The sequence below is a fragment of the Streptomyces sp. NPDC018029 genome, assembly GCF_044327655.1.
Classification (GTDB): Bacteria; Actinomycetota; Actinomycetes; order Streptomycetales; family Streptomycetaceae; genus Streptomyces.
Genome location: NZ_JBIRFV010000002.1, coordinates 106,522 through 131,494, shown reverse-complemented (window position 1 = coordinate 131,494; position 24,973 = coordinate 106,522). Strand labels below are relative to the sequence as shown.

Genomic DNA, 24,973 nt, shown 5'->3' with positions numbered 1-24,973 from the left:
CACCGAGACCATGCGGCACCTGCGCAGCAAGCCACGAATGTGGGGGTGGACCTTCCGATGACCACGGGGATCGCAGCATCGACGACCACGGACCTCGCACCGCCCGGCACCCTCGACGACGCCCTGACACCGGGGGGACCCGCCACGGCCCTCGCCCACCCCCGCATCGTCGGCGTGGGCACGGCCGTGACCGCCGCGTCCTACTCGCAGCCGGAGGTGCTCGACGCCTTCGGGATCACCGACCCCAAAGTGCGCTCGGTGTTCCTCAACAGCGCGATCGAACGGCGCAACCTCGCCCTTCCTCCGGAGGACGCCCACGGCGTCCGCGCCCCCGAGTCCCAGGGCGACCTCCTCGACAAACACAAGGCACTGGCCCTGGAGATGGGCGGCGAGGCCCTGCGCGCCTGCCTGAAGAAGGCCGGCGCCGACCTCGCGGACCTGCGCCACCTGTGCTGCGTGACCTCCACCGGACTGCTCACGCCAGGCATCAGCGCCCTCCTCATACGCGAGTTGGGCATCGACCGCCACTGCAGCAGGACCGACATCGTCGGCATGGGCTGCAACGCGGGCCTCAACGCCCTCGGCGTGGTGGCCGGCTGGTCGGCGGCCCACCCCGGAGAACTCGCCGTCGTGCTCTGCGTGGAGGCGTGCTCGGCCGCGTACACGGTGGACTCGACAATGCGGACGGCGGTCGTCAACAGCCTGTTCGGCGACGGCGCGGCGGCCGTCGCACTGCTCACGGGCCCGGGCACCGGCACGCGTATGGGCCCGGACCCGGAGGACGTGGACCCCGAGGCGCCGGCCGTCCTGAAGTTCGCGAGCTGCGTCATTCCCGAAGCGGTCGACGCCATGCGCTACGACTGGGACCGCGTCCAGGGCAGGTTCAGCTTCTTCCTCGACCCGCAGATCCCCTACGTGGTGGGCGCGCATGCCGAACTGGTCGTCGACCGGCTTTTGGCGGGCACCGGGCTGCGCAGGAGCGACATCCGCCACTGGCTGGTGCACTCCGGCGGCAAGAAGGTCATCGACGCGGTCGTCGTCAACCTCGGACTGACCCGCCACGACGTCCGCCACACCGTCGGTGTGCTGCGCGACCACGGGAACGTGTCCAGCGGCTCGTTCCTGTTCTCGTACGAACGCCTCCTCGACGAGGGGGTGACCCGGCCCGGCGAGTACGGAGTGCTCATGACCATGGGGCCGGGCTCCACGATCGAGACGGCGCTGATCCGATGGTGAGGACGGAACGGACCATGTACGCACTGGAGTTGGACGGATCCGAACCCCTGTCGGCCTCGGCGGTCAAGGCCGTCGGCGCCCTCTGCGACCGCACCGAGGACGGGGGAGACAGTGTCGTCGCCCTGCACGTCACCGGGGCGCCGAAGGACGGCTGGGCCGATGGCCTCGACGTCATGCTGGTCACCAAGTGGGAGCGGGCGCTGCGCCGCCTGGAGCGGTTGCCCGCGGCCACGGTCGCGGTGGCGCGCGGCGACTGCGGCGGGACCGCGCTCGAAGCGTTCCTGGCCGCCGACGTCCGCGTCGCCTGCCCGGACACGCGGCTGCTCCTCCCGCGCGACACCAAGGCCACCTGGCCCGGGATGGCCGGCTACCGCCTGGTCCGGCTCGCCGGGGTCGCCCGGATCCGCAAGGCCGTCCTGTTCGGCCGGACGATCGAGGCGGCCGAGGCGTTGGCGCTGGGCGTCGTCGACGAGTTGACGGACGATCCGGCGGCCGCGGTCGCGGGCGTCGCCGAGCTGGCCGGCGGGCTTTCCGGCAAGGAGGTCGCGATCCGGCGGCAGTTGATGTTCGACGCCGCGACGACCGGCTTCGAGGACGCACTCGGCGCCCACCTTGCGGCCTGCGACCGTGCGTTGCGGCACGTGGCGGCCGGAGCGGCGGAGGAGACCTCGTGACGGCCACACTCCCGAGCCAACCGCCGCACCCGGGGCAGCCGTCACCACCGGAACAGCCGGTGCACCCGTCCCCGACCGGTCGCGCCGACGTGCGGGACGCCTGGGCGGAGCTCGTCGCGGGGACCGGCGTCGTGGCCCGCGTCGACGAGCTGGTGGCCGGTCTGCCGGAGCCGCCCGCCCGCACCGCCGAGCAGCGCGCCGAGGTCGCCGCCGCCAAGGACGCGGCGCGCGCACTGCGGGTCGCCTTTCTCGACACGCACGCGGACGCCGTCTACGACCGGCTGACCGCGGACCGCACCGAATCCCCGCGCATCGAGGAACTCCTCGCCGCCGCGGCCGTCGCCTTCCCTGGCCTGGTGCCCGGCGAAGCCCGGCTCGCGGCCGAGCGGAGCAGGACGCAGGCCGCCAAGGAGGGGGACGAGATCGACCAGGGCATCTTCCTGCGGGCCGTGCTCCGCTCCCCGTCCGCGGGCCCGCACCTGCTCGACGCCATGCTGCGGCCAACCCCTCGGGCGCTGGGGCTCCTCGAGGAGTTCACCCGTACCGGAGTGGTGGAGATGGAGTCGGTGCGCGTCGAACGGCGCGCCGACGGTGTGGCGGGGCTGACCATGTGCAGGGACGACTGCCTGAACGCCGAGGACGTCCGCCAGGTCGACGACATGGAGACCGCCGTCGACCTCGCCCTGCTCGACCCGGCGGTCCGGGTCGGACTGCTGCGCGGCGGGGAGATGACGCACCCCCGCCACCGCGGCCGGCGCGTCTTCAGCGCGGGCATCAACCTCAAGAGCCTGAGCGCCGGCGACATCCCGCTCGTCGGATTCCTGCTGCGCCGCGAACTCGGCTACCTCCACAAGATCGTGCGCGGTGTGCGCGCCGACCACCCCGGCCGGTGGCACTCGCCCCTCCTGGAGAAGCCGTGGGTAGCGGCCGTCGACGGCTTCGCCATCGGAGGCGGCGCCCAGCTCCTGCTGGTCTGCGACCACGTGCTCGCCGCGTCGGACGCCTACCTCAGCCTGCCCGCCGCGAAGGAGGGGATCATCCCCGGCGTCGCCAACTTCCGCTTCAGCAGGTACGTCGGGCCGCGCCTGTCCCGGCAGGTGATTCTGGAGGGCCGCAGGATCAGGGCCGCCGAGCCCGACGCGCGGCTGCTCGTCGACGAGGTCGTGGAGCCCGAGGACATGGACACCGCCGTCGAGGCGAGCCTGGCCCGGCTCGACGGCCCCGCGGTGCTCGCCAACCGGCGGATGCTCAACCTCGCGGAGGAGCCGCCGGACGCGTTCCGCGCGTACCTGGCGGAGTTCGCCCTCCAACAGGCCCTCCGCATCTACGGCCAGGACGTCATCGACAAGGTCGGCCGCTTCGGTGCGACACCGCACGGCTGAGGGGACACCGCCATGCCGATCGCCCGGATCAACGGGATCAACCTCGGTTACGACGAGTACGGCACCGGAGAGCCGGTCCTCATGGTCACCGGCACCGGTGCCCCCGGCCGGATGTGGCGGACCCACCAGGTGCCCGCCCTCACCGGCGCGGGCTACCGGGTGATCACGCTCGACAACCGGGGGATCCCGCCGAGCGACCCGTGCCCCGACGGGTTCACCCTCGTCGACATGGTCGCGGACGTCGCCGGACTCATCGAGCACCTGGGCGCGGGTGACGGCGCGTGCCGGGTCGTCGGCTACTCCCTGGGCGCGATCGTGGTCCAGGAACTGCTGCTGACCCGGCCCGACCTCGTACGCCAGGCCGCCCTGATGGCGACCAGCGGACGCACCGACGCCCTCACCGCCGCGATGACCGCAGCCGACGTGGAACTCAGCGACGCCGGAGGCAAACTCCCGCCCCGCTTCGCGGCCTACGTACAGGCCCTGCAGAACCTCTCCCCGCGCACGCTCAACGACGAGGAGCGCCTGCGGGACTGGCTCGCGGTCCTGGAGATGTCGGCCGTGGACACCACGGCGACGGGCGTGCGCGGCCAGCTCGGGCTCCAGCTCATCCCGGACCGGCTGGCCGCGTACCGCCGCATCGACAGGCCGTGCCTGGTCATCGGGTTCCAGGACGACCTGGTCATCCGCCCGCACCTGTCCCGCGAGGTCGCGCGGAGCATTCCCGGCTGCTCCTACACGGAGATCCCGGGCTGCGGCCACTACGGATATCTGGAGAGGCCCGCGGCGGTGAATTCGGCGATCACCGAATTCTTCGCAGGCCGCCTGGACAACCTTGTCGGCCCCGAATCACCCCGCTAGCGTGAAACACGTCCTGCCGACGGAAAATGAGCCGACGGAAATTGATCGGAGTGGTTATGCCGAACCCGTTCGACGACGAAAACGGCACCTTCCTGGTTCTCGTGAACGACGAGAACCAGCATTCGCTCTGGCCCGCCTTCGCCGAGGTGCCGGCCGGCTGGAAGGCCGTGTTCGGAGAAGACACGCGCAAGGCCTGCCTGGACTACATCGAGGAGAACTGGACGGACATGCGTCCCAAGAGTCTCATCGACGAGATGGAGAAGTCCGAAGCCGCCGGCTAGGCGCTCCCCGACCGAAACGACAACGAAAACAGGAGGTTTTCGTGGCCATGATCGGCGGCCCGGGGCCGGTACTGATGCGGGGGATGGGTCCTGACGAGTCGGTGACCAAGCAGAAGATAAAGCCTGGCACGGCCAAGCGAATCCTCCCCTATACGAAACCGTATCGCTTCAACATAGGCGTTCTCCTGGTCGTCACCGTGCTCAACGCGGGCAATGTGGTGGCCACGCCCCTTCTCTTCAAGTACCTCATCGACGACGGCATCGTTGAAGGCAACACGTCGGTGGTCGTGTGGATCTCGGTGATCGTCGCCGTCCTCGCCCTGCTGAGCACCGGCTTCGGCTTCGCGGAGGCCTACTACTCGGGCCGGGTCAGTGAAGGGCTCATCTACGACCTGCGCACCAAGATCTTCGACCACGTGCAGCGACAGCCGCTGGCGTTCTTCACCCGCGCCCAGACCGGGTCCCTCGTCAGCCGCCTCAACACCGACGTCGTCGGCGCCCAACAGGCGGTCACGGCACTGCTGTCCACGGTGGTGTCCGCGGGACTGACCCTGCTCCTCGTCCTCGGCGCGATGTTCTACCTCTCCTGGGTGGTCACCCTGGTCTCCCTCGTGGTGATCCCGCTCTTCATCCTGCCGGGCCGGGTCGTCGGCCGCAGGCTGCAGCGGATCATGCGGGAGCACATGCAGGTCAACGCCGAGGTCGGCTCGTTCATGAACGAGCGCTTCAACGTGACCGGCGCCCTGCTGAGCAAGCTGTACGGCCGCCCCGCGACCGAGACGGGCATGTTCTCCCGGCTGGCGCGCAAGGGCCGCGACCTGGGGGTCCTGACCTCCGTCTACGGCAAGATGCTCTTCCTGACGATGACGCTCGTCGGCGCCATCGCCACCGCCCTCGTCTACGGCATCGGCGGCGCCCTCGTCATCGAGGGCACGTTCCAGATCGGCACGCTGGTGGCCCTCGCGACGCTGCTCACCCGGCTGATGGGCCCCATCAACCAGCTGTCGAGCGCACAGACGAGCGTGCTGACCGCCCTCGTCAGCTTCGACCGGCTCTTCGAGATCCTCGACCTGAAGCCGCTGATCTCCGAGAAGCCCGACGCGGTGCCCCTGCCGGCCGCCGCGGCCACGGCCGCCGCCGACGGGAGCTCCAGGGCACCGGAGGTCACGTTCGAGAACGTGTCGTTCCGCTACCCGAAGGCCTCGGACGTCTCCCTCGCCTCGCTGGAGTCCATCGCGCTGCCGTCGCAGGAGCGCGCGCAGAACACCTGGACCCTGCGCGACCTCACCTTCACCGTGCCCGCGGGCAAACTCACCGCCCTGGTCGGGCCGTCGGGCGCGGGCAAGACGACCATCACCCACCTGGTGCCGCGGCTCTACGACCCCGTCGAGGGCGTCATCCGGATCGGCGGCCACGACATCCGCGACGTGACGCTGAAGTCGCTGAACGACACCGTCGGCATGGTCACGCAGGACGCGCACCTCTTCCACGCGACCATCCGCGACAACCTCACCTACGCGCGGCCCGACGCCACCGAGCAGGAACTGATCGACGCGTGCAAGGCCGCGCAGATCTGGGACCTGATCGAGTCGCTGCCCGACGGCTTCGACACCGTCGTCGGCGACCGCGGCTACCGCTTCTCCGGCGGCGAGAAACAGCGCGTGGCCATGGCGCGGCTGCTGCTCAAGGCCCCGCCCATCGTCGTACTCGACGAGGCCACCGCCCACCTCGACTCGGAGTCCGAGGCGGCACTGCAACGGGCCCTGAAGACCGCGCTGAAGGGCCGCACCTCGCTGGTGATCGCGCACCGCCTGTCCACCATCAGGGACGCCGACCAGATCCTCGTCATCGACAAGGGCCGCGTCCAGGAACGCGGCACGCACGAGGAGCTGATGCAACTGGAGGGCATGTACGCGGAGTTGTACCGCACACAGTTCTCCCGCCAGCCCTCGAAGAACGGCGACGGGCCCGTGCCCGAGCCGGTCGGCGGTCCGCACGGCCCAGGCCCCGTCCTGACCGGCGGCCCCGGCGGCCCCGGCGGACCGATGCCGGGCGGCCCACACGGAGCCTTCCCCGGCGGCCCGGGAGTCTTCCTGGCCGGCCCTGGCGGCCCCGGCGGACCCGGAGGCCCCGGCGGACCGGGTGGACCGGGCGGTCCCGGCGGCCCACCGCCCCAGGGCCACGGATGACCCCGGGCCACGGATGAGATGAGCCCTGCCCCTCCCACGGCATCCGCGATGCGGCACCCCGCATCGCGGATGCCGTTCCGTCACACCGGCCCGCACTCGGCGCCCCGCCGGTACGCTGAATCGTGGCGGCGGGCTGTGACCAGTGTGTGACCCCCGCTCGGAGATCCTGTCAGCCATGATCCATCGGGGGGTGGGGCTGTGAGGGTGCTGGTGGTAGAGGACCAGGCCGAACTCGCGGATTCCGTGGCCAGAGTGCTGCGCCGCGAAGGAATGGCGGTCGACGTCGTCTACGACGGCGAGGGCGCCCTGGAGCGCGCATCCGTCGTCGACTACGACGTGGTCGTACTCGACCGCGACCTGCCCACCGTGCACGGCGACGAGGTGTGCGGCGCCCTGATGTCGGAACCCGCCCGCACGAGAGTCCTGATGCTCACGGCGTCCGGGACGATCGCGGACCGGGTGGAAGGACTCAGCCTCGGCGCCGACGACTACCTCCCCAAACCCTTCGCGTACGCCGAACTGGTCGCCCGCATCCGGGCGGTGGCCCGCCGCGCCCAGCCTGCCGTGCCGCCGATCCTCGTCCACGGCGACCTGCGGCTCGACCCGGCCCAGCGGATCGCGACCCGCGCCGGGCAGCGGCTCTCGCTCACCCCCAAGGAGTTCGCGGTCCTCGAATACCTGATGGCGGCCCGCGGCCGCGTCGTGTCCGCCGAGGAGCTCCTCGAACGAGTGTGGGACGAGGCGACCGACCCGTTCACCACGACGGTCAAGGCGACCATCAACAGGCTGCGGCCGAAGCTCGGTTCACCACCGGTGATCGAGACCGTGCCCCGCGGCGGGTACCGGATCCGACGATGACCTGAGGATGCGAAGCGAGATGCCGATGCGTCTGCGAAGTGCGGCCCGCGCGGCCCTGTCCCGAGCCGGACTCGTCTCGCGCCTCCTGCCCCGACGGGTCCGCATGCGGCTCACCCTGCTGTACGGCCTGCTGTTCGTCGTGTCCGGCGCCGTCCTGCTCACGATCACCTACCTGCTGGTCAACCGCCCCAACAGCACCGTGCTCGTCAGTCGCCGCGGCGGCTCGGGCCCACCCGGCGACGCCGGCGTCCACATGTACCGGCGCGACCAGGTCCCGGGAGCCGTCGACAGCTTCGCCCACGCACAACAGCAGCAGGCGATGCGTCAGCATGCCGCCGAGATGCAGCACCTGCTGACCCAGTCCGGCATCGCTCTGGCGATCATGGCGGTGATCGCCATAGGCCTCGGCTGGCTGGTCGCGGGGCGCGTACTGCGACCGCTGCGCACCATCACCACCACCGTCCAGCGCATCTCCGCGCACAACGTGCACGAGCGCCTCGCCGTCGAAGGGCCGGGCGACGAGCTGAAGGACCTGGCCGACACCGTCGACGGCCTCCTCGGCCGGCTGGAGGCCGCGCTCGACTCCCACAAGCGTTTCGTCGCCAACGCCGCACACGAACTGCGCACCCCCCTGACCGTCGAACACGCCCTCCTTGAGGAGTCCCTGATCGACCGTGAGGCGACCGTCGACTCCTTCCGCGCCAACTTCGAGCGGCTGCTGACCCTCAGCGAACAGCAGGCCCGCCTCCTGGAGTCACTGCTGACCCTGTCCGGCAGCGAGCGCGGCCTCGACCGCAGGGAACCGCTGGACCTGGCGGAGCTGGCCGACGATGTGGTCCTCGCGTCCCGGCCGGAGGCCGACCGGCGGGGGCTGCGCGTGGAGACGCACATCGAACCGGCGTTCACCTGGGGCGACGACGCGCTCGTCGAGCGTCTCGTCGCCAACCTCCTGGACAACGCCATGGGTTACAACGCGCCCGACGGCTGGGTGGCGGTCGTGACCGGCGTCAGGAACGGGCGCGCCTTCGTCCGCGTCTCCAACACCGGCCCGCAGATCCCGCCCGCCGGAGTGAGCCGCCTCTTCGAGCCGTTCCAGCGCCTCGGCCGGACGGCCGACAACGGACACCACGGTCTCGGCCTCTCCATCGTCCGCTCCATCGCGGTGGCCCACGACGCGACCCTGAACGCGCACGCGCGGCCCCAGGGCGGCCTCGTCGTCGAAGTGGACTTCCCCCTGCGGACACCGGCACCACCGCCCCCGCACCAGGCACCGCCGCTCCCGCACCAGGCACCGGCGGAACGTACAGGAATGACCACCGCGGACGGTCGCGCCCATTCCCCCCTGGGTCATAGCATTTAATTCTCCGTGCGAGGCCACGCGCCTTTTCCTTTGCATGCCCGTCCGGCATGCCTGAGCGCGTACCCGTATCTCTGTCCAAGTGCGAAAAGTGCGCGGTTGGACGGCTCGTACGGCCTTGACAGACATAGCTGGTAAGCCGAGGGGGATTACTCGGCCAGGGGGAATGATGAACGGCAACGCTGCTCATGCTCTGCCCCTCCTTGACGCCCAGGAGGGGATATGGCTGGCACAACGCGTGGCGGGCTCGCGCCGGTTGTACAGCGTCGGGCAGTACGTCGAGATATTCGGGCCCGTCGACGAGAACTTATTCGAGCGCGTGCTCCGGCAGTTGACGCACGAGACCGAAATCCTGCACGCGCGCTTCGAGGACGACGGCGCCGGCGGATCACGGATGATCTTTCCTGATCCCGAGAGCAACACCTGGAAAGACGCCGAAGAGGCGGACCGTGCGTCCACCGAATTCCTCGACCTCACCGCCGAGCAGGATCCGAGGGCGGCCGCAGAAGCGTGGATGCGGGCGGAACTGAACCAGGAGATCACCGCCCACGCCGACCGCCCCTTCTCGCACGCCCTCTTCCGCCTGGCACCCGACCACCACATCTGGTACCAGCGCTACGACCACCTCCTGATGGACGCCTACGGCTGCTCCCTGCTCGCCCGCCGAGCCGCGGACGTCTACACGGCGCTGCTCGACGGAAAGCCCTTCGCCCCGGCGGACCACGCCCCGCTGCGCGAACTGATGGAGCAGGAGTCCGCCCACCGCGCCTCCGGGCGCCACGAGGCCGACCGGCGGTACTGGCACGAGCGCTTCGGGGACCGCCCCGATGTGACCGTGGTCCCCGGCCACAGGACAACGCCGGGCCCGGCCGATCCCGAAGCATCCGAAGACTCCGAAGCCCGCGCCGCATCCGACGCGCCCGGAGCAGTTCTGCGCGAGACGGGGCACCTGCCGCCACGCGCCGTCGCGGCACTGCGCGCGGCGGCCACCCGCGCCGACGTGAGCTGGCCCCGCCTCGTCGTCGCGGCGGTCGCCGCCTTCGTGGGCAGGCTGAGCGGTTCCGGCGAGGCGATCCTGAGCCTCCCGGTGGCCGGCCGCACGAGCGACCAGGCCCGGCGCACCCCGTGCACGATGGCGAACATCCTGCCGCTCCGCCTCCCGGTGACCGCCGACACGAACCTCCTCGACCTCGCGCGGACGGCGGCCGGGGAGATCGGCGACCTCATCGACCACCAGGACTTCCGGGGCGAGCGACTGCGCCGCGAGCTCAACTGGCCCACCGGAGACCGCTGGTACTTCGGCCCGTACGTGAACGTCATGCCGATGGCCGGCGAAACCCTGTCCTTCGGCGGCCGACGGGCCGTCGTGCGCGACCTGTCCAGCCGCCGCGTCGAGGAGTTCGGCGTGCTGGTGAGCGGCGCGTCCGCCGACCGCGGCATGGAGATCACCTTCGAGGCCGACGCCCACACCTACGACCGCGACTGGCTCCGCGGCAGCCACCGCTCCTTCCTGCACTTCCTGGAACAGCTCACGGCCGACCCGGCACAGCGAGTGGGACATGTGCCGCTGATGGCCGAGCCCGAGCGAGGCGTGACGCTCGCCGCGTGGAACGCCACCGCGCGCCCGACAGCGGCGGACACGGTGCCGAAGCTGCTGGCCCGCCAGCTCGGCTGGTCGGCGGACGCGGTGGCGGTCACGGACGACGAACGGACCATCAGCCACGGCCAGTTGGATGTGGCGGCGGGGCGTCTGGCGTCGTATCTGGCGGGTGTGGGGGTGGGGCGTGGTGATCGTGTCGCGGTGGTGATGGAGCGGTCGGTCGATCTGGTGATCGCTCTGTTGGGGGTGTGGCGTGCAGGGGCGGCGTATGTGCCGGTGGATGTGGAGTATCCGGGGGAGCGGGTGGCGTTCCTGCTGGAGGACTCGGCGCCGGTAGCGGTCGTCTGCACGGAGGCCTATCGGGGTGTGGTTCCCGCGGGTATGGGGGCGCAGGTCGTGGTGCTGGACGACCCGGGGGTCCGTGCGGACGTCGCGGCGTGCCACGCCGATGGTCCGGCGGTGTCGGTGGGTGCCGAGGACGTGGCGTATGTGATGTACACGTCGGGGTCGTCGGGGGTGCCGAAGGGTGTGGCGGTTCCGCACGGGGCTGTGGCGGGGCTGGTGGGGGATTCGGGCTGGTCGGTGGGTCCGGGGGATGCGGTGTTGATGCATGCGCCGCATGCCTTTGATGTGTCGTTGTTCGAGGTGTGGGTTCCGCTGGTGGCGGGTGGCCGTGTGGTGGTGGCCGGGCCGGGTGTCGTGGATGCCGGTCGGATTCGTGCGGCGGTCGATAGCGGTGTGTCGGTGTTGCATGTGACGGCGGGGATGTTCCGGGTGCTTGCCGAGGAGTCCCCGGAGTGTTTCGCCGGGTTGAAGGAAGTGCTGACGGGTGGCGATGTGGTGCCGGCCGGTGCGGTGGCACGGGTGCGAGAGGTGTGCCCGGACGTGGCGGTACGGCATCTGTACGGCCCCACCGAGATCACCTTGTGTGCGACATGGCATGTGCTGCCGGCGGGGGTCACCGGTCGTCCGACGCTGCCAATCGGCCGCCCGCTCGCCAACCGGCAGGTGTACGTCCTGGACGCGGCGCTGCAGCCGGTCCCGCCCGGCGTGGTGGGGGAGTTGTACGTGGCGGGGTCCGGCCTGGCACGCGGTTACCTGCGGCGCCCCGGCCTGACGGCGGAACGCTTCGTGGCGTGTCCGTTCGGCGCGGGGCGCATGTACCGCACGGGTGACTTGGCCCGGTGGTCGGGCGAGGGCGAGCTGCTGTTCGTGGGGCGTGCGGACGAGCAGGTGAAGGTGCGCGGCTTCCGGGTGGAGCCGGGTGAGGTCGAGTCGGTGCTCGCCGGGTACGCGGGGGTCGGGCAGGCCGTCGTGGTGGCCCGGCCGGACGGCGCTGCGGCCGGCGACAAGCGGCTGATCGGCTACGTCGTGCCGGACGAACGGCAGCGGGAGCGGGGTGCCCTTGACCCCCGAGCGGTGCGCGCATACGTGGCGGACCACCTGCCGGAGTACATGGTCCCGGCCGCCGTGCTGGTCCTGGGCGCCCTGCCGATCACGGCCAACGGCAAGCTCGACCGCGCCGCCCTCCCGTCCCCCGACTTCGCGGGCGCGGGCGCTGTCCGTGGACCGGCGACGCCCGTGGAGGAGGTGCTGTGCGGCCTGTACGGCGAGGTCCTCGGCCTGGGACGGGTCGGCACCGACGTGTCGTTCTTCGACCTGGGCGGGGATTCCCTGCTGGGCATGCGGCTGGTGGCGCGGGTGCGTGCGGTGCTGGATGTGGAGGTGGGGATCGGGGAGCTGTTCGGGGCGCCGACGGTGGCGGGGCTCGCGGGGCTGATCGGTGGGCGTGCGGGCGTCGTCGGGGAGCGGGTCGAGTTGCGGCCGTGGGTGCGGCCGGATGTGGTGCCGCTGTCGTTCGCGCAGCAGCGGATGTGGTTCCTGAACCGGCTTGAGGAAACGGTTCCGGGCGCGGCATCGGCGTACAACTTGCCGTGGGCGCTGCGGATTTCGGGCGTGCTGGACGTGGCCGCGCTGGAGGCCGCGTTGGGTGATGTGGCCGACCGGCACGAGAGCCTGCGCACTGTCCTGCCCGAGGTGAACGGCGTACCCCGTCAGCGCGTCCTGGACGGCGCCGCGGGCCGGCCGCCCCTGCTGACCGGTGAGTGCACCGAGCAGCAGGTCGACGAGGTACTGGCGCAGCAGGCGGCACGCGGCTTCGACCTGCGTACGGATCTGCCGTGGCGGGTGTGCCTGATAACCGTTGACACATATGAGTACGTGTTGTCGATGGTGGCGCATCACGTGGCGGTGGACGGCTGGTCGATGGGTGTGCTGGCACGTGACTTGGAGGTGGCGTATGCGGCGCGGTGTGAGGGCCGGGCGCCGGGCTGGGACGCGCTGCCGGTGCAGTACGCGGATTACGCGCTGTGGCAGCGCGAGGTGTTGGGGGAGTTGGACGACCCGGCGAGCGTGCTGAGCGGCCAACTGGCGTATTGGCGTGATGCGTTGGAGGGCGTCCCGCAGGAGTTGGTGCTGCCGGTGGACCGGGCGCGGCCTGCGGTGCCGTCGTTCCAGGGGCGGCTGGTGCCAGTGGCGGCCGATGCGGAGACGCATGGTCGGCTGGTGGAGGTGGCCGGGCAGGGCCGGGCGACGATGTTCATGGTGGTGCATGCGGCGGTGGCGCTCCTCCTGTCCCGCTTGGGTGCGGGCGACGACATCCCGCTGGGCACGCCGGTCGCGGGCCGCGGGGACGCGGCGCTGGAGGAGCTGGCCGGGTTCTTCGTCAACACCCTCGTCCTCCGTGCCGACGTGAGCGGTGATCCGACCTTCGCCGAACTCCTTGAGCGGGTCCGGGCCGCGGATCTGGCGGCGTACGCCCACCAGGACGTCCCCTTCGAGCGCCTGGTCGAGGAGGTCAACCCGGCCCGTTCGGTGTCCCGCAACCCGCTGTTCCAGGTGATGCTCTCCCTGGACAACGTGCCCGAGCCGCAGTGGCGGTTCCGCGGCGCGGAGGTGCGCTCCGCGTCGATGGTCTCCCCGGTCGCCCGCTTCGACCTCGCGGTGACCCTGACGGAACGGCGCGACGAACGCGGCGCGCCCGCCGGCCTCGGCGGCGAGCTCCTCTACGCGACCGACCTCTTCGACGACCGCACCGCGCGGGCCCTGGCGGACCGGCTGGGCCGAGTTCTCACGCAGGTGGCCTCCGACCCGGACCTCCGCCTCAGCGAGATCGACATCCTGACGCCCGCCGAGCGCTCGCAGACCGTGGAGCGCTGGAACGATACGGCGGCCGCTGCCCCGGACGCGTCGGTGCCGGAACTGTTCGCCGCACACGCGAAGCGCACGCCCGACGCCGTGGCGGTGCGGTGCGGCTCGGACGCCCTGTCCTACGGGGAGTTGGATGTGGCGGCGGGTCGTCTGGCGTCGTATCTGGCGGGTGTGGGGGTGGGGCGTGGTGATCGTGTCGCGGTCGTGATGGAGCGCTCGACCGATCTGGTGATCGCTCTGTTGGCGGTGTGGCGTGCGGGGGCGGCGTATGTGCCGGTGGATGTGGAGTATCCGGCGGAGCGGGTGGCGTTTCTGCTGGAGGACTCGGAACTGGTGGCGGTGGTGTGCACCGGGGCACACCGGGACGCGATCCCTGCGGGCACGCAACTCGTGGTGCTGGACGATCCGGGGGTGCGTGCAGCGATTGCAGGGTGTCCGGTTGGCCGCTCGGCTGTCGGCATCGGGGCGGAGGACGTGGCGTATGTGATGTACACGTCGGGGTCGTCGGGGGTGCCGAAGGGTGTGGCGGTTCCGCACGGGAGTGTGGCGGGGCTGGTGGCAGATCCGGGCTGGTCGGTGGGCGCGGGCGATGCGGTGTTGATGCATGCGCCGCATGCCTTTGATGTGTCGCTGTTCGAGGTGTGGGTGCCGCTCGTAGCAGGCGGCCAGGTAGTGGTGGCCGGGCCGGGTGTGGTCGATGCGGGCCGTATTCGTAGCGCCATTGCCGGTGGTGTGTCGGTGTTGCATGTGACGGCGGGGATGTTCCGGGTGCTTGCGGAGGAGTCCCCGGAGTGTTTCGCCGGGTTGAAGGAGGTGCTGACGGGCGGCGATGTGGTGCCGGCCGGTGCGGTGGCACGGGTGCGGCAGGCATGTCCCGGCATCGCAGTACGGCACCTCTACGGCCCCACCGAAATCACCCTCTGCGCGACGACACACTTGCTGCGGCCCGAGGAAGAGGCGGGTCGGACACTCCCCATCGGCCGCCCGCTCGCCAACCGGCAGGTGTACGTCGTGGACGCGGCGCTGCAGCCGGTCCCGCCCGGTGTCACGGGCGAGCTCTACATCGCCGGGTCCGGCCTGGCACGCGGGTATCTGCGACGGCCTGCCCTGACGGCGGAACGCTTCGTGGCCTGCCCGTTCGGCGACGGCGGCGGACGGCGGATGTACCGGACCGGCGACCTGGTCCGGTGGACGGCGGACGGCGAGCTGCTGTTCGTGGGGCGCGCGGACGAGCAGGTGAAGGTGCGCGGCTTCAGGGTGGAGCCGGGCGAGGTCGAGTCGGCGCTCGCCGGACACGCGTCGGTCGGACAGGTGGCGGTGGTGGCCCGCGAGGACCGCCCCGGTGACAAACGGCTGGTCGCCTACGTCGTGCCCGCCACCCGGCGGAGCCTCGACCCCCGGGAGATACGGGACTACGCGGCGAGGACGCTGCCCGAGTACATGGTCCCGGCAGCCGTTCTGCTCCTCGACGCACTGCCGATCACGGCCAACGGCAAGCTCGACCGCGCCGCCCTCCCGGCACCTGACTTCACCGCCCGGGTCTCCCGGCGCGAGCCGCGCACGCAGACCGAGGAGATCCTGTGCGGCCTGTTCGCCGAGGTGCTCGGCCTGGAGTGGATCGGGATCGAGGACGGCTTCTTCGACCTGGGCGGGGATTCGCTGTCGGGGATGCGGCTGGTGGCGCGGGTGCGTGCGGTGCTGGATGTGGAGGTGGGGATCGGGGAGCTGTTCGGGGCGCCGACGGTGGCGGGGCTCGCGGGGCTGATAGGTGGGCGTGCGGGCGTGGGGGAGGGGCGGCTGGAGTTGCGGCCGTGGGTGCGGCCGGATGTGGTGCCGTTGTCGTTCGCGCAGCAGCGGATGTGGTTCCTGAACCGGCTTGACGAGACGGTTCCGGGAGCGTCTTCCGCGTACAACTTGCCGTTGGCGCTACGGATTTCGGGCGTGCTGGACGTGGCCGCGCTGGAGGCCGCGCTGGGTGATGTGGCCGACCGGCACGAGAGCCTGCGCACGGTCCTGCCCGACGTCGACGGTGTTCCGCACCAGCAGGTGCGGCACGGCGATGCGGGGCGGCCGCCGCTGGTCGTGGTGCGCGCCGACGAGGCCGACCTCGACCGGACGCTCGCCGGACAGCTGGCCACCGGCTTCGACCTGCGCACCGATCTGCCGTGGCGGGTGTGTCTGATAACGGTCGACACGTATGAGTACGTGTTGTCGGTGGTGGCGCATCACGTGGCGGTGGATGGCTGGTCGATGGGTGTGCTGGCACGTGACTTGGAGGTGGCGTATGCGGCGCGGTGTGAGGGGCGGGCGCCGGGCTGGGAGGCGTTGCCGGTGCAGTACGCGGATTACGCGCTGTGGCAGCGCGAGGTGCTGGGGGAGCTGGAGGATCCGGCGAGTGTGCTGAGCGGCCAACTGGCGTATTGGCGCGACGCATTACGTGGCGTTCCGCAGGAGTTGGTGCTGCCGGTGGACCGGGCGCGGCCCGCGGTGCCGTCGTTCCAGGGGCGACTGGTCCCGGTGGCAGCCGATGCGTTCACGCACGGCCGGCTGGTGGAGGTGGCCGGGCAGGGCCGGGCGACGATGTTCATGGTGGTGCACGCGGCGGTGGCGCTGTTGCTGTCCCGCCTGGGAGCGGGCGACGACATCGCTGTGGGAACCCCGGCGGCGGGCCGCGGGGACGCGGCGCTGGAGGAGCTGGCCGGGTTCTTCGTCAACACCCTCGTCCTCCGTGCCGACGTGAGTGGGGACCCCACCTTCGCCGAGCTCCTTGAGCGGGTCCGGGCCGCGGACCTGGCGGCGTACGCCCACCAGGACGTCCCCTTCGAGCGCCTGGTCGAAGAGCTGAACCCGACCCGCTCGCTCTCCCGCAACCCGCTCTTCCAGGTGATGCTGGCCCTCCAGAACGTCCCCGAAGTCGCCTGGGAACTGCCGGGCGTCGACGTCCGGCCCGCACCGCTGCCACCCGAACTCTCTGCCCGCTTCGACCTGGCGGTATCTATGGTCGAGCGGCGCGACGAACGCGGCGCGCCCGCCGGCCTCGACGGCGAGATCCTCTACGCGACCGACCTCTTCGACGACCACACCGCGCGGGCCCTGGCGGAGCGCCTGACCCACGTACTCGAACAGGTCGCGGCCGATCCCGGCCTCCGCCTCAGCGAGATCGACATCCTGACGCCCGCCGAACGCATCCGCATCGTCGAGCACTGGAACGACACGGCGTCCCCGGTCCCGGACGAGTTGGCACCCGAGCAGTTCGGCCGACAGGTGGCGGCGTCCCCGCACGCGGTGGCGTTGGTGTCGGGCGAAGAGCGGCTCACGTACGGCGAGTTGGGTGGAAAGGCGAGCCGTCTTGCCCGGTACCTGATGGGCGTCGGGGTGGGGCCGGAGGTCCGGGTGGCCGTGGTGGGTGAGCGGTCGACGGAGCTGGTGGTGTCACTGCTCGCGGTGTCGTCGGCGGGTGGCGTGTTCGTGCCGGTGGACGCGGGATATCCGGCGGAGCGGCTCGCGTATGTGTTGAGTGACGCGGATCCGTCGGTGGTGGTGTGCACGACTGCCTCGCGGGGTGTTGTGCCCGACGGTTTTGCCGGGCGGGTCGTGGTGGTGGACGACCCGGTGGTGGCGCGCGAGATCGGGCGGCTTCCGGCGGGTCCGGTGCGGGACGCGGAGCGGTCGGTGCCGCTGACGGCCGCCCACGCCGCGTACGTCATCTACACCTCAGGTTCCACCGGCACACCCAAAGGCGTCGCCGTGTCGCACCACGGGCTGCGGAACCTCGTGGCGGAGAACGTGCGGCGGTACGCGATCGACCCGGACAGCCGCGTGCTGCAACTGGTCTCGCCGAGCTTCGACGTCTCCCTCGCGGACATCTGGCCCACCCTGTGCGCGGGCGGCCGGCTCGTGCTCGCCCCGACACGGCTCGACATCTCCGGCGAGGAACTGGCCCGCCTGGTCCGCACCCGGCGCATCACCCACGCCGCGATCCCGCCGACCTTCCTCTCGCAGATGCCCCCGGAGGAACTGCCGGACCTCCGCCTGCTGATCACCGGCGGCGAGGCCATGCCCGCGGAGGTGCGGCGGCGGTGGTCGAAGGGCCGCGCCATGTACAACCAGTACGGGGTCACCGAGTCGACGATCATCTCCACGGCCGGACTCATCCGGCACGGAGCCCCCGACGGCGAAGGACCACCGCCGATCGGCGCTCCGGTCACCAACACCCAGGCGTACGTACTGGACGCGTCCCTGCGCCCGGTGCCGGTGGGCGTGCCGGGGGAGCTGTACGTCGCCGGTGCCGGACTCGCCCGCGGCTACCTCGGACGACCGGGGCTCTCCGCTCAGCGCTTCGTGGCGAACCCCTTCGCACCGGACCCCTTCGAACCCGGCCGGCGGATGTACCGCACCGGCGACGTCGTCCGCTGGACCAACGACGGCCGGCTGGTCTTCGCGGGCCGCGCCGACGACCAGCTCAAGATCCGCGGGCACCGCGTCGAACCCGGCGAGATAGAGGCGGCCCTCGCGGCCTGCCCCGGCGTGCGCCACGCCGTGGTGACGATCAGGGAGGACCGGCCCGGCGAGCGCCGCCTCATCGGCTATGTGGCCGCCGACGGGCGGACGGTCGACGGCGGGACGGTCCGCGAGTACGTCGCCGGGGTGCTGCCGGAGTACATGGTGCCGACGGCGGTGCTGGTCCTGGACGCCCTGCCGCGCACCGCCCACGGCAAGGTCGACCGGGCCGCGCTGCCCGCCCCCGACTTCGCCGGGCGCGCCACGAGCCGGGAGCCGCGGACGGCGACCGAGCGGATCCTGTGCGACCTCTTCGCCGACATGCTGGGACTCGACCGGGTGGGCGCCGAGGACAGCTTCTTCGAGCTGGGCGGCGACTCGATCAGCTCGATGCAGTTGGTGTCACGGGCCCGCCGGGCAGGTCTTGTCGTGACGCCCCGGCAGGTCTTCGAGGAGAAGACCCCCGAACGCCTCGCGGAGGTGGCGGAGCCCGCCGGGGACGAGGCCGCGGCGGACGACACCGGCGTCGGCGAGGTGCCGTGGACACCGGTGATGCGAGCCTTCGGCGAGAAGGTCGCGGGCCCCGGGTTCACCCAGTGGATGACGGTGGGCGCGCCGGCCGGTCTGGGCCTGGACGTTCTCGCGGCAGGCCTGAACGCCGTCCTCGACACGCACGACATGCTGCGGGCCCGCACCGTGCCCGGGGAGCCCAAACTGATCGTCGGCGAGCCGGGATCGGTCGACGCGACGGGGTTGGTGTCGCGCGTCGACGCGACGGTCATGGCTGCGGGCCCGGGTAACGCCGCCGCCGAAACACTGGACGTGGACGTGGTCGCGGGCAGGGCGGCACGGGAGGCCGCGCGGCGGATCGATCCGGCGGCCGGGGAGATGGTGCGGGCCGTGTGGATCGACGCCGGCCCCGGGCGCACAGGACGCGTGGTCCTGGTGGCCCACCACCTCGTAATCGACGGCGTGTCCTGGCGCGTGCTGATCCCGGACCTGCGGGCCGCGTGCGAGGCCGTGGCCGCGGGGCGGACACCGCGACTCGACCCGGTGGGAACGTCGTTCCGTCGCTGGTCGGAACTGCTGGCCCAGGAGGCGACCGACGAGCGCCGCGTCGCCGAGCTGCCGGACTGGATGAACCTGTTGGGTGAGCACCAACCACCCTTGACCCACCGCGCGTTGGACCCGGCAATCGACACCGCACGAACCTTGCGCCGCCGGTCGTGGACCGTCCCGTGCGAACAGGTGGAGACCCTGGTGAGCCGGACACCGGCCGCCTTCCACTGCGGACTCCACGAGGTGCTCCTCGCCACCCTGGCTGGCGCGGTGGCGCACTGGCGCTCCGACCGGGCAGCCGGGCTGCTGCTCGACATCGAGCGGCACGGGCGCGAACCCCTGGACGGAACCGACCTGTTGCGGACGGTGGGCTGGTTCACGAGCGCGCACCCGGTGCGGCTCGACGTGACCGGCGCCGATCTGGACGACGCTATGGCGGGCGGGCCGGCTGCCGGTACGTTGGTGAAGGCCGTCAAGGAGCAGGTGAGGGCGGTCCCCGGCGACGGCCTCGGCTACGGCCTGCTGCGTCACCTCAACTCCCGGACGGCTCCGGCCCTCGAAGCCGCCCCGACGGCACAGATCGGCTTCAACTACCTCGGCCGGTTCGCCACAGGGGCGGGAGCGGGAACGGGCGCGGGGCCAGAGGCGGAGGCGCAGGAGGGGTCTGCGACTCAGGCCGGGCAAGGCAAGCAGGCCGGGCAAGACGAGCAGGCCGGGCAAGCCGGCCAGGCAGGCGAGGCCGGGCGGGCCGGGCATGTCGGACCCTGGCAGCAGGCAGGACCCGCCGCAGCCGGCGGCACGGACGCCGTGGACACCCCCGCACCACACGCCCTGGAAGGAATCGCGGCCGTCCGGGACACACCGGAAGGACCCGAACTCACCGTCACGCTCAGCTGGCCGGGCCGGCTCCTCGCCGAGGCCGACGCGGAACGTATCGGCCGGACCTGGGTGCGCATGCTGACCGGCCTGGCCGCGCACACCGACGACCCCACCGCGGGCGGGCACACCCCGTCCGACTTCCACCTCCTCCAGCTGGAGCAGGACGAGGTCGACCAGTTCCAAGCGATCGCAGCGAACCTCGAGGGAGGTCTGTCCCGGTGAAGTCTTCAACCGCCGCGCACGGCTCGGCCCTGGCCGCAGTGTGGCCGCTGTCCCCGCTGCAGGAAGGGATGCTGTTCCACGCGGACTTCGACGACCGGGGCCCCGACGTCTACGCCGTCCAGTTCCTGCTGGACGTGACAGGACCGTTGGACGCCGACCGCCTGCGCGCCTCCTGGGAGGCGCTGCTCGGCAGGCACGCGGCGCTGCGGGCCAGCTTCCACCGCAGGAAGTCCGGCGAAGCGGTGCAGCTCATCACCCGGACAGTGACCTTGCCCTGGCGAGACGTCGACCTCTCGGGCCTCGCCGAGCCCGACATGACCGACCAGGCGGAGAAGCTGGCCGCACAGGAACGGGCCCAGCGTCTCGACCTGACAGTGCCCCCGCTGCTCCGCCTCCTCCTCGTACGGCTCGGCGAGCGACGGCACCGCCTCGTCGTGACGTCCCATCACCTCCTGATGGACGGCTGGTCGATGCCGGTCCTCCTGAACGAGCTCTCCCAGGTGTACGAGGCGGGCGGTGACCCGTCCGTACTCGGGCGGGCGGCCTCCTACGGCGATTACCTGGCCTGGCTGGGACGCCAGGACAAGGAGGCGGCGCGCGCCGCCTGGCGGGCCGAGCTCGCCGGGGCCGACGAGCCGACGCTCGTGGCACCGGCGGACCCGAGCGGCGCCCTCGTCCTGCCGGAAGAGACCACCCTGTGGCTCTCCGAAGAGGAGACGCGGGCATTGACGGAGGCGGGCCGCTCCCACGGACTCACGGTGAACACGCTGGTCCAGGGCGCGTGGGCGCTCGTACTCGCCCGTCTCGCCGGCCGCACGGACGTCGTCTTCGGCGCGACCGTCGCGGGCCGCCCGGCCGAACTGCCGGGCGCGGAGTCGATGATCGGCCTGCTCATCAACACGCTGCCGGTCCGCGTACGCCTCGACGGCACGCAGCCCGTCGCCGACATGCTGACCCGGCTGCAGGAACGCCGGTCCGGCCTGATCGCCCACCAGCACCTGGGCCTCGCCGAGATCCAGCGGCTCACGGGACCTGGAGCGGTCTTCGACACCCTCGTGGTCTACGAGAACTACCCCGCGCCACCCGCCCGCCCGACGACCGGCGACGTGCCCACCTTCTCCGCATCCGCGGGCCACCAGGCGACCAACTACCCGGTGACCCTCGGCATCCTCACCACCGACCGCCTCCACCTCCGCGTGACCTCCCGGCCGGACCTGATCGCCCGGGAGGATGCCGCCGCCATGGGCCGACGGCTCATCCGGGTCCTCCAGCAGATCGTCGCCGACCCGTCGACACCGGTGGCCCGCATCGACGTACTAGGCGCACCGGAGCGCGGACTGGTCGTGGACCGCTGGAACGACACGGCGGCCGCAGTGCCGGACATCTCCGTCCCCGAACTGTTCGCCGCGCAGGCGGTGCGGACGCCGGAGGCGGTGGCGGTGCGGTGTGGTGCGGATGTCGTGGCGTACGGGGAGTTGGAGGCGCGGGCGAATCGGCTGGCGCGCTATCTGGTCGGGCTTGGGGTGGGGCCGGAGTCGTGTGTGGGTCTGTGTCTGCCGCGTGGTGTGGACATGGTGGTGGCGGAGCTGGCGGTGTGGAAGGCGGGTGGTGCTTTCGTCCCGCTGGATCCGGAGTATCCGGTGGAGCGGTTGTCGTTCATGGTGGCCGACAGTGGTGCGGCCGTGGTGCTGGGCGTCGCGGAGAGCCTGGCCGAGGTGTCGCTCGGCGAGGCGCAGACGGTGAGGCTCGACGATCCGGAGGTCGCCCGGACCCTCACCACGGAGAGTGCAGCCCCCTTAGGCCTGCGCGTGCCGCGGGAGCAACTGGCGTATGTGATCTACACGTCGGGTTCGACGGGGCGCCCCAAAGGTGTGGGGGTGGCGCATGGTGGCGTGGCGAACCTCGCTGCGGCGATGCGTCCGGTATTGGGCGTCTCCGAGGGGACTGTCGTCCTGCAGTTCGCGTCGTTCAGTTTCGACGCGGCGGTGCTGGACGTGGCGGTGACGCTGTCGGGCGGCGGCACGTTGGCGATCGCCTCGTCGGAGGAGCGTGCGGAGCCTTCGGCGCTGGCGGAGATGATCGAGTCGGCCGGAGTGAGCACGGCCAGCGTCGTGCCCTCCCTGCTGGGCGTCCTGGACCCGTCGGCGGTGCGAGGCGTACGCAACTGGGTCCTCGGCGCGGAGCTGCTGACCGGTGAACTTGCGAGCCGCTGGGCCGGGCGGGCGCGGGTGTGGAACACCTACGGCCCCACCGAAGCCACTGTGATGTCCACCGCAGGACCGGTGGACGCCACGACCGGCCCGTCCGACGCCCCACCACCGATAGGCCGCCCGCTCGGGAACGTACGCACGTACGTCCTGGACGCCTTCCTGCGGCCGGTCCCCGTGGGCTCGACGGGGGAGCTGTACATCGCGGGGCCGGGGGTGGCCCGGGGGTATGTGGGCCGGCCTGGGCTGACGGCGGAACGTTTCGTGGCGTGCCCGTTCGGCGAGGGCGGCGGCCGGATGTACCGCACCGGTGACCTGGCCCGCTGGACGGCCGACGGGCAGCTGGCCTTTGCCGGCCGGGCCGATGAGCAGGTGAAGATCCGCGGCTTCCGAGTCGAGCCGGGCGAGGTGGAGGCGGCACTCGCGGCGCACCCCGGCGTGCGGCAGGCGGTGGTGATGGCGCGCGAGGACCGTCCCGGCGAGAAGCGCCTTGTCGGTTACGTCGTACGCGATGGTCAGCAGGATGCGGATCCGGAGCTGTTGCGTGCGTACGTGGCGGGGGTGTTGCCGGAGTACATGGTGCCGGTGGCGGTGGTGGTTCTGGACGCGTTGCCGTTGACGGTGAACGGGAAGGTGGACCGGGTGGCTCTGCCCGCGCCGGACTTCGCGGAGCGGGTGTCGGGGCGTGAGCCGCGTACGGAGGCGGAGCGGATCCTGTGTGATCTGTTCGCCGAGGTGTTGGGGCTGGAGCGGGTCGGGGTCGAGGACGGGTTCTTTGAGCTGGGAGGTGACTCGATCAGTTCCATGCAGCTGGCATCCCGGGCCCGCCGCGCCGGACTGGTCATTACGCCTCGCCAGGTGTTCGAGGAGAAGACTCCGGAACGGCTGGCGGCTGTGGTGCAGACGCCCGGCGAGGCGCGCCCCGCAGTCGATGTCGGCTTGGGCGAGGTGCCCTGGACCCCGGTCATGCGGGCTTTGGGTGAGCGGGCCGCACGGGCGGGGTTTGCGCAGTGGGTGGTGTTGGGTGCTCCGGCCGGACTGGGCCTGGATGTTGTTGCGGCAGGGCTCGCATCCGTTCTCGATACGCATGACATGTTGCGGGCGCGTGCTGTTCCTGGTGAGGCGAAGCTGGTCGTGGGTGAGCCGGGGTCGGTCGATGCCGGGGCTTTGGTCTCTCGTGTCGACGCGGTGGGCGCCGATCCGGATGTGTTGGGGGAGATCGGGGTGGCGGCCGCGCAGGAGGCGGCGGGGCGGCTGGATCCGGTGTCCGGGGTGATGGTGCGGGCCGTATGGGTGGATGCGGGGCCTGAGCGGCTGGGTCAACTCATCGTCGTAGCGCATCACTTGGTGGTGGACGGTGTGTCCTGGCGGGTGCTGGTTCCGGACCTGCGGGCCGCGTGTGAGGCGGTGGCCGAGGGGCGTGCGCCGAAGCTGGAACCGGCTGGGACCTCGTTCCGCCGCTGGGCGGAACTCCTGGCGACGGAGGCGACCGAGGAAAGCCGGGTCGGAGAGCTGGGCGAGTGGCTGGGGCTGCTGGGTGACACCCAACCCGCGCTAGCGCGACGGGGATTGGACTCGTACATCGACACCGTAGGCACGCTGCACCACAAGGCGTGGTCCGTGCCGTCGGCGCAGGTCGCGACGTTGCTGGGCGGCACGGCGACCGCATTCCACTGCGGCGTCGACGACATCCTGCTGGCAGCCCTGGCCGGCGCGGTCACGCGCTGGAGGCCTGAGGTGGCAGCACCAGCGACTTCCGGTCCAGCTGCTTCAGGGTTCCTGGTGGACGTCGAGGGACACGGCCGCGAGCCGATCGGGGAAGTCGATCTGTCGCGCACGGTCGGCTGGTTCGCCAGCACCCACCCGGCCAGGGTGGACGCGAGCGGTATCGATCTCACCCAGGTCATGGCAGGCGGACCCGCGGCCGGCGCGCTGCTGAAGACGGTCAAGGAGCAGTTGCGCGCGATACCTGGCGACGGACTCGGCTATGAGCTGCTGCGCCACCTCAACCCGGAGACCGGTCCGGTACTGCGCGCCCGGCCCACCCCCGAGATCGGCTTCAACTACATGGGCCGTTTCGCGGCCGAAGCGAACCAGGGGCAGCCTGAGGCCTGGCAGTTGTCGGGGGAGAGCGCCATCGGCGGTTCGATCGATCCGGACATGCCCCTTCACCACCTCCTTGAGGCGGGCGCGATGGTTCGGGACACGCCGGGTGGGCCGGAGCTGACGGTCACCCTGAGCTGGCCCGGCCACCTCGTGACGGACGCCGAGGCCGAGCGCATCGGCCGCACCTGGGTGGAGATGCTGGGCGGCCTCGCCGATCACACCGAAGCTCCCGCAGCGGGCGGCCACACGCCCTCCGACTTCCCTCTCCTCGACCTCGCGCAGGACGAAGTCGACGAGTTCGAAGGCCACTGACCCCGACTGACCGACCCTTCCGCTGTTGCCGCTGTGAGGA

General features: G+C 71.5%; 10 protein-coding genes. All 10 read left to right on the top strand.

Going from position 1 to position 24,973, the window contains the following annotated elements; genetic code table 11:
- The first annotated feature begins 57 nt into the window (after window positions 1–57).
- The 10 genes from dpgA to ACH4D5_RS04985 all read left to right on the top strand — a co-directional run bounded on the left by dpgA (window position 58) and on the right by ACH4D5_RS04985 (window position 24,933).
- Entirely contained in the window at window positions 58–1,236 is a 1,179-nt protein-coding gene (dpgA, locus tag ACH4D5_RS05030; protein ID WP_398298714.1) for a 3,5-dihydroxyphenylacetyl-CoA synthase DpgA, read from the top strand.
- A 14-nt stretch (window positions 1,237–1,250) separates the two neighbouring features.
- Window positions 1,251–1,910 (top strand): enoyl-CoA-hydratase DpgB, encoded by a 660-nt coding sequence (gene dpgB / locus ACH4D5_RS05025; protein ID WP_398298712.1) that lies wholly within the window; start codon window positions 1,251–1,253, stop codon window positions 1,908–1,910.
- Between the two features lie 89 nt (window positions 1,911–1,999).
- Window positions 2,000–3,292, top strand: a complete 1,293-nt coding sequence (gene dpgC, locus ACH4D5_RS05020; RefSeq protein ID WP_398299946.1) for a (3,5-dihydroxyphenyl)acetyl-CoA 1,2-dioxygenase DpgC — start codon at window positions 2,000–2,002, stop codon at window positions 3,290–3,292.
- A gap of 12 nt (window positions 3,293–3,304) precedes the next feature.
- On the top strand, window positions 3,305–4,153 hold the full coding sequence (locus tag ACH4D5_RS05015; RefSeq protein ID WP_398298710.1) for an alpha/beta fold hydrolase: 849 nt from the start codon (window positions 3,305–3,307) through the stop codon (window positions 4,151–4,153).
- A gap of 56 nt (window positions 4,154–4,209) precedes the next feature.
- Window positions 4,210–4,434 carry an MbtH family protein gene (locus ACH4D5_RS05010; protein ID WP_398298708.1) on the top strand — a complete coding sequence of 75 codons (225 nt, stop codon included), beginning with the start codon at window positions 4,210–4,212 and terminating at the stop codon, window positions 4,432–4,434.
- Between the two features lie 47 nt (window positions 4,435–4,481).
- Complete coding sequence (locus ACH4D5_RS05005) at window positions 4,482–6,623, top strand: ABC transporter ATP-binding protein (RefSeq protein WP_398299944.1); 2,142 nt, start codon at window positions 4,482–4,484, stop codon at window positions 6,621–6,623.
- A 198-nt stretch (window positions 6,624–6,821) separates the two neighbouring features.
- Window positions 6,822–7,481 (top strand): response regulator transcription factor, encoded by a 660-nt coding sequence (locus ACH4D5_RS05000; protein WP_398298706.1) that lies wholly within the window; start codon window positions 6,822–6,824, stop codon window positions 7,479–7,481.
- Between the two features lie 19 nt (window positions 7,482–7,500).
- Window positions 7,501–8,841: a sensor histidine kinase gene (locus ACH4D5_RS04995; protein ID WP_398298704.1), complete on the top strand. Its 1,341-nt coding sequence runs from the start codon at window positions 7,501–7,503 to the stop codon at window positions 8,839–8,841.
- Between the two features lie 163 nt (window positions 8,842–9,004).
- Window positions 9,005–20,308 (top strand): amino acid adenylation domain-containing protein, encoded by an 11,304-nt coding sequence (locus tag ACH4D5_RS04990; RefSeq protein WP_398298702.1) that lies wholly within the window; start codon window positions 9,005–9,007, stop codon window positions 20,306–20,308.
- A complete protein-coding gene (locus tag ACH4D5_RS04985; protein WP_398298700.1) occupies window positions 20,305–24,933 on the top strand; it encodes an amino acid adenylation domain-containing protein in 4,629 nt (1,542 codons plus the stop codon). The genes ACH4D5_RS04990 and ACH4D5_RS04985 overlap by 4 nt, the downstream gene beginning before the upstream one ends.
- Window positions 24,934–24,973 lie beyond the last annotated feature (40 nt).

What these genes read in the sequence shown, in the direction of transcription:
- ACH4D5_RS04995 (WP_398298704.1), top strand. Translation starts at nt 7,501, where the DNA reads ATGCCGATGCGTCTGCGAAGTGCGGCCCGCGCGGCCCTGTCCCGAGCC.
- ACH4D5_RS05015 (WP_398298710.1), top strand. Translation starts at nt 3,305, where the DNA reads ATGCCGATCGCCCGGATCAACGGGATCAACCTCGGTTACGACGAGTAC.
- ACH4D5_RS05010 (WP_398298708.1), top strand. Translation starts at nt 4,210, where the DNA reads ATGCCGAACCCGTTCGACGACGAAAACGGCACCTTCCTGGTTCTCGTG.
- dpgA (WP_398298714.1), top strand. Translation starts at nt 58, where the DNA reads ATGACCACGGGGATCGCAGCATCGACGACCACGGACCTCGCACCGCCC.
- dpgB (WP_398298712.1), top strand. Translation starts at nt 1,251, where the DNA reads ATGTACGCACTGGAGTTGGACGGATCCGAACCCCTGTCGGCCTCGGCG.
- ACH4D5_RS04990 (WP_398298702.1), top strand. Translation starts at nt 9,005, where the DNA reads ATGATGAACGGCAACGCTGCTCATGCTCTGCCCCTCCTTGACGCCCAG.
- ACH4D5_RS05005 (WP_398299944.1), top strand. Translation starts at nt 4,482, where the DNA reads ATGATCGGCGGCCCGGGGCCGGTACTGATGCGGGGGATGGGTCCTGAC.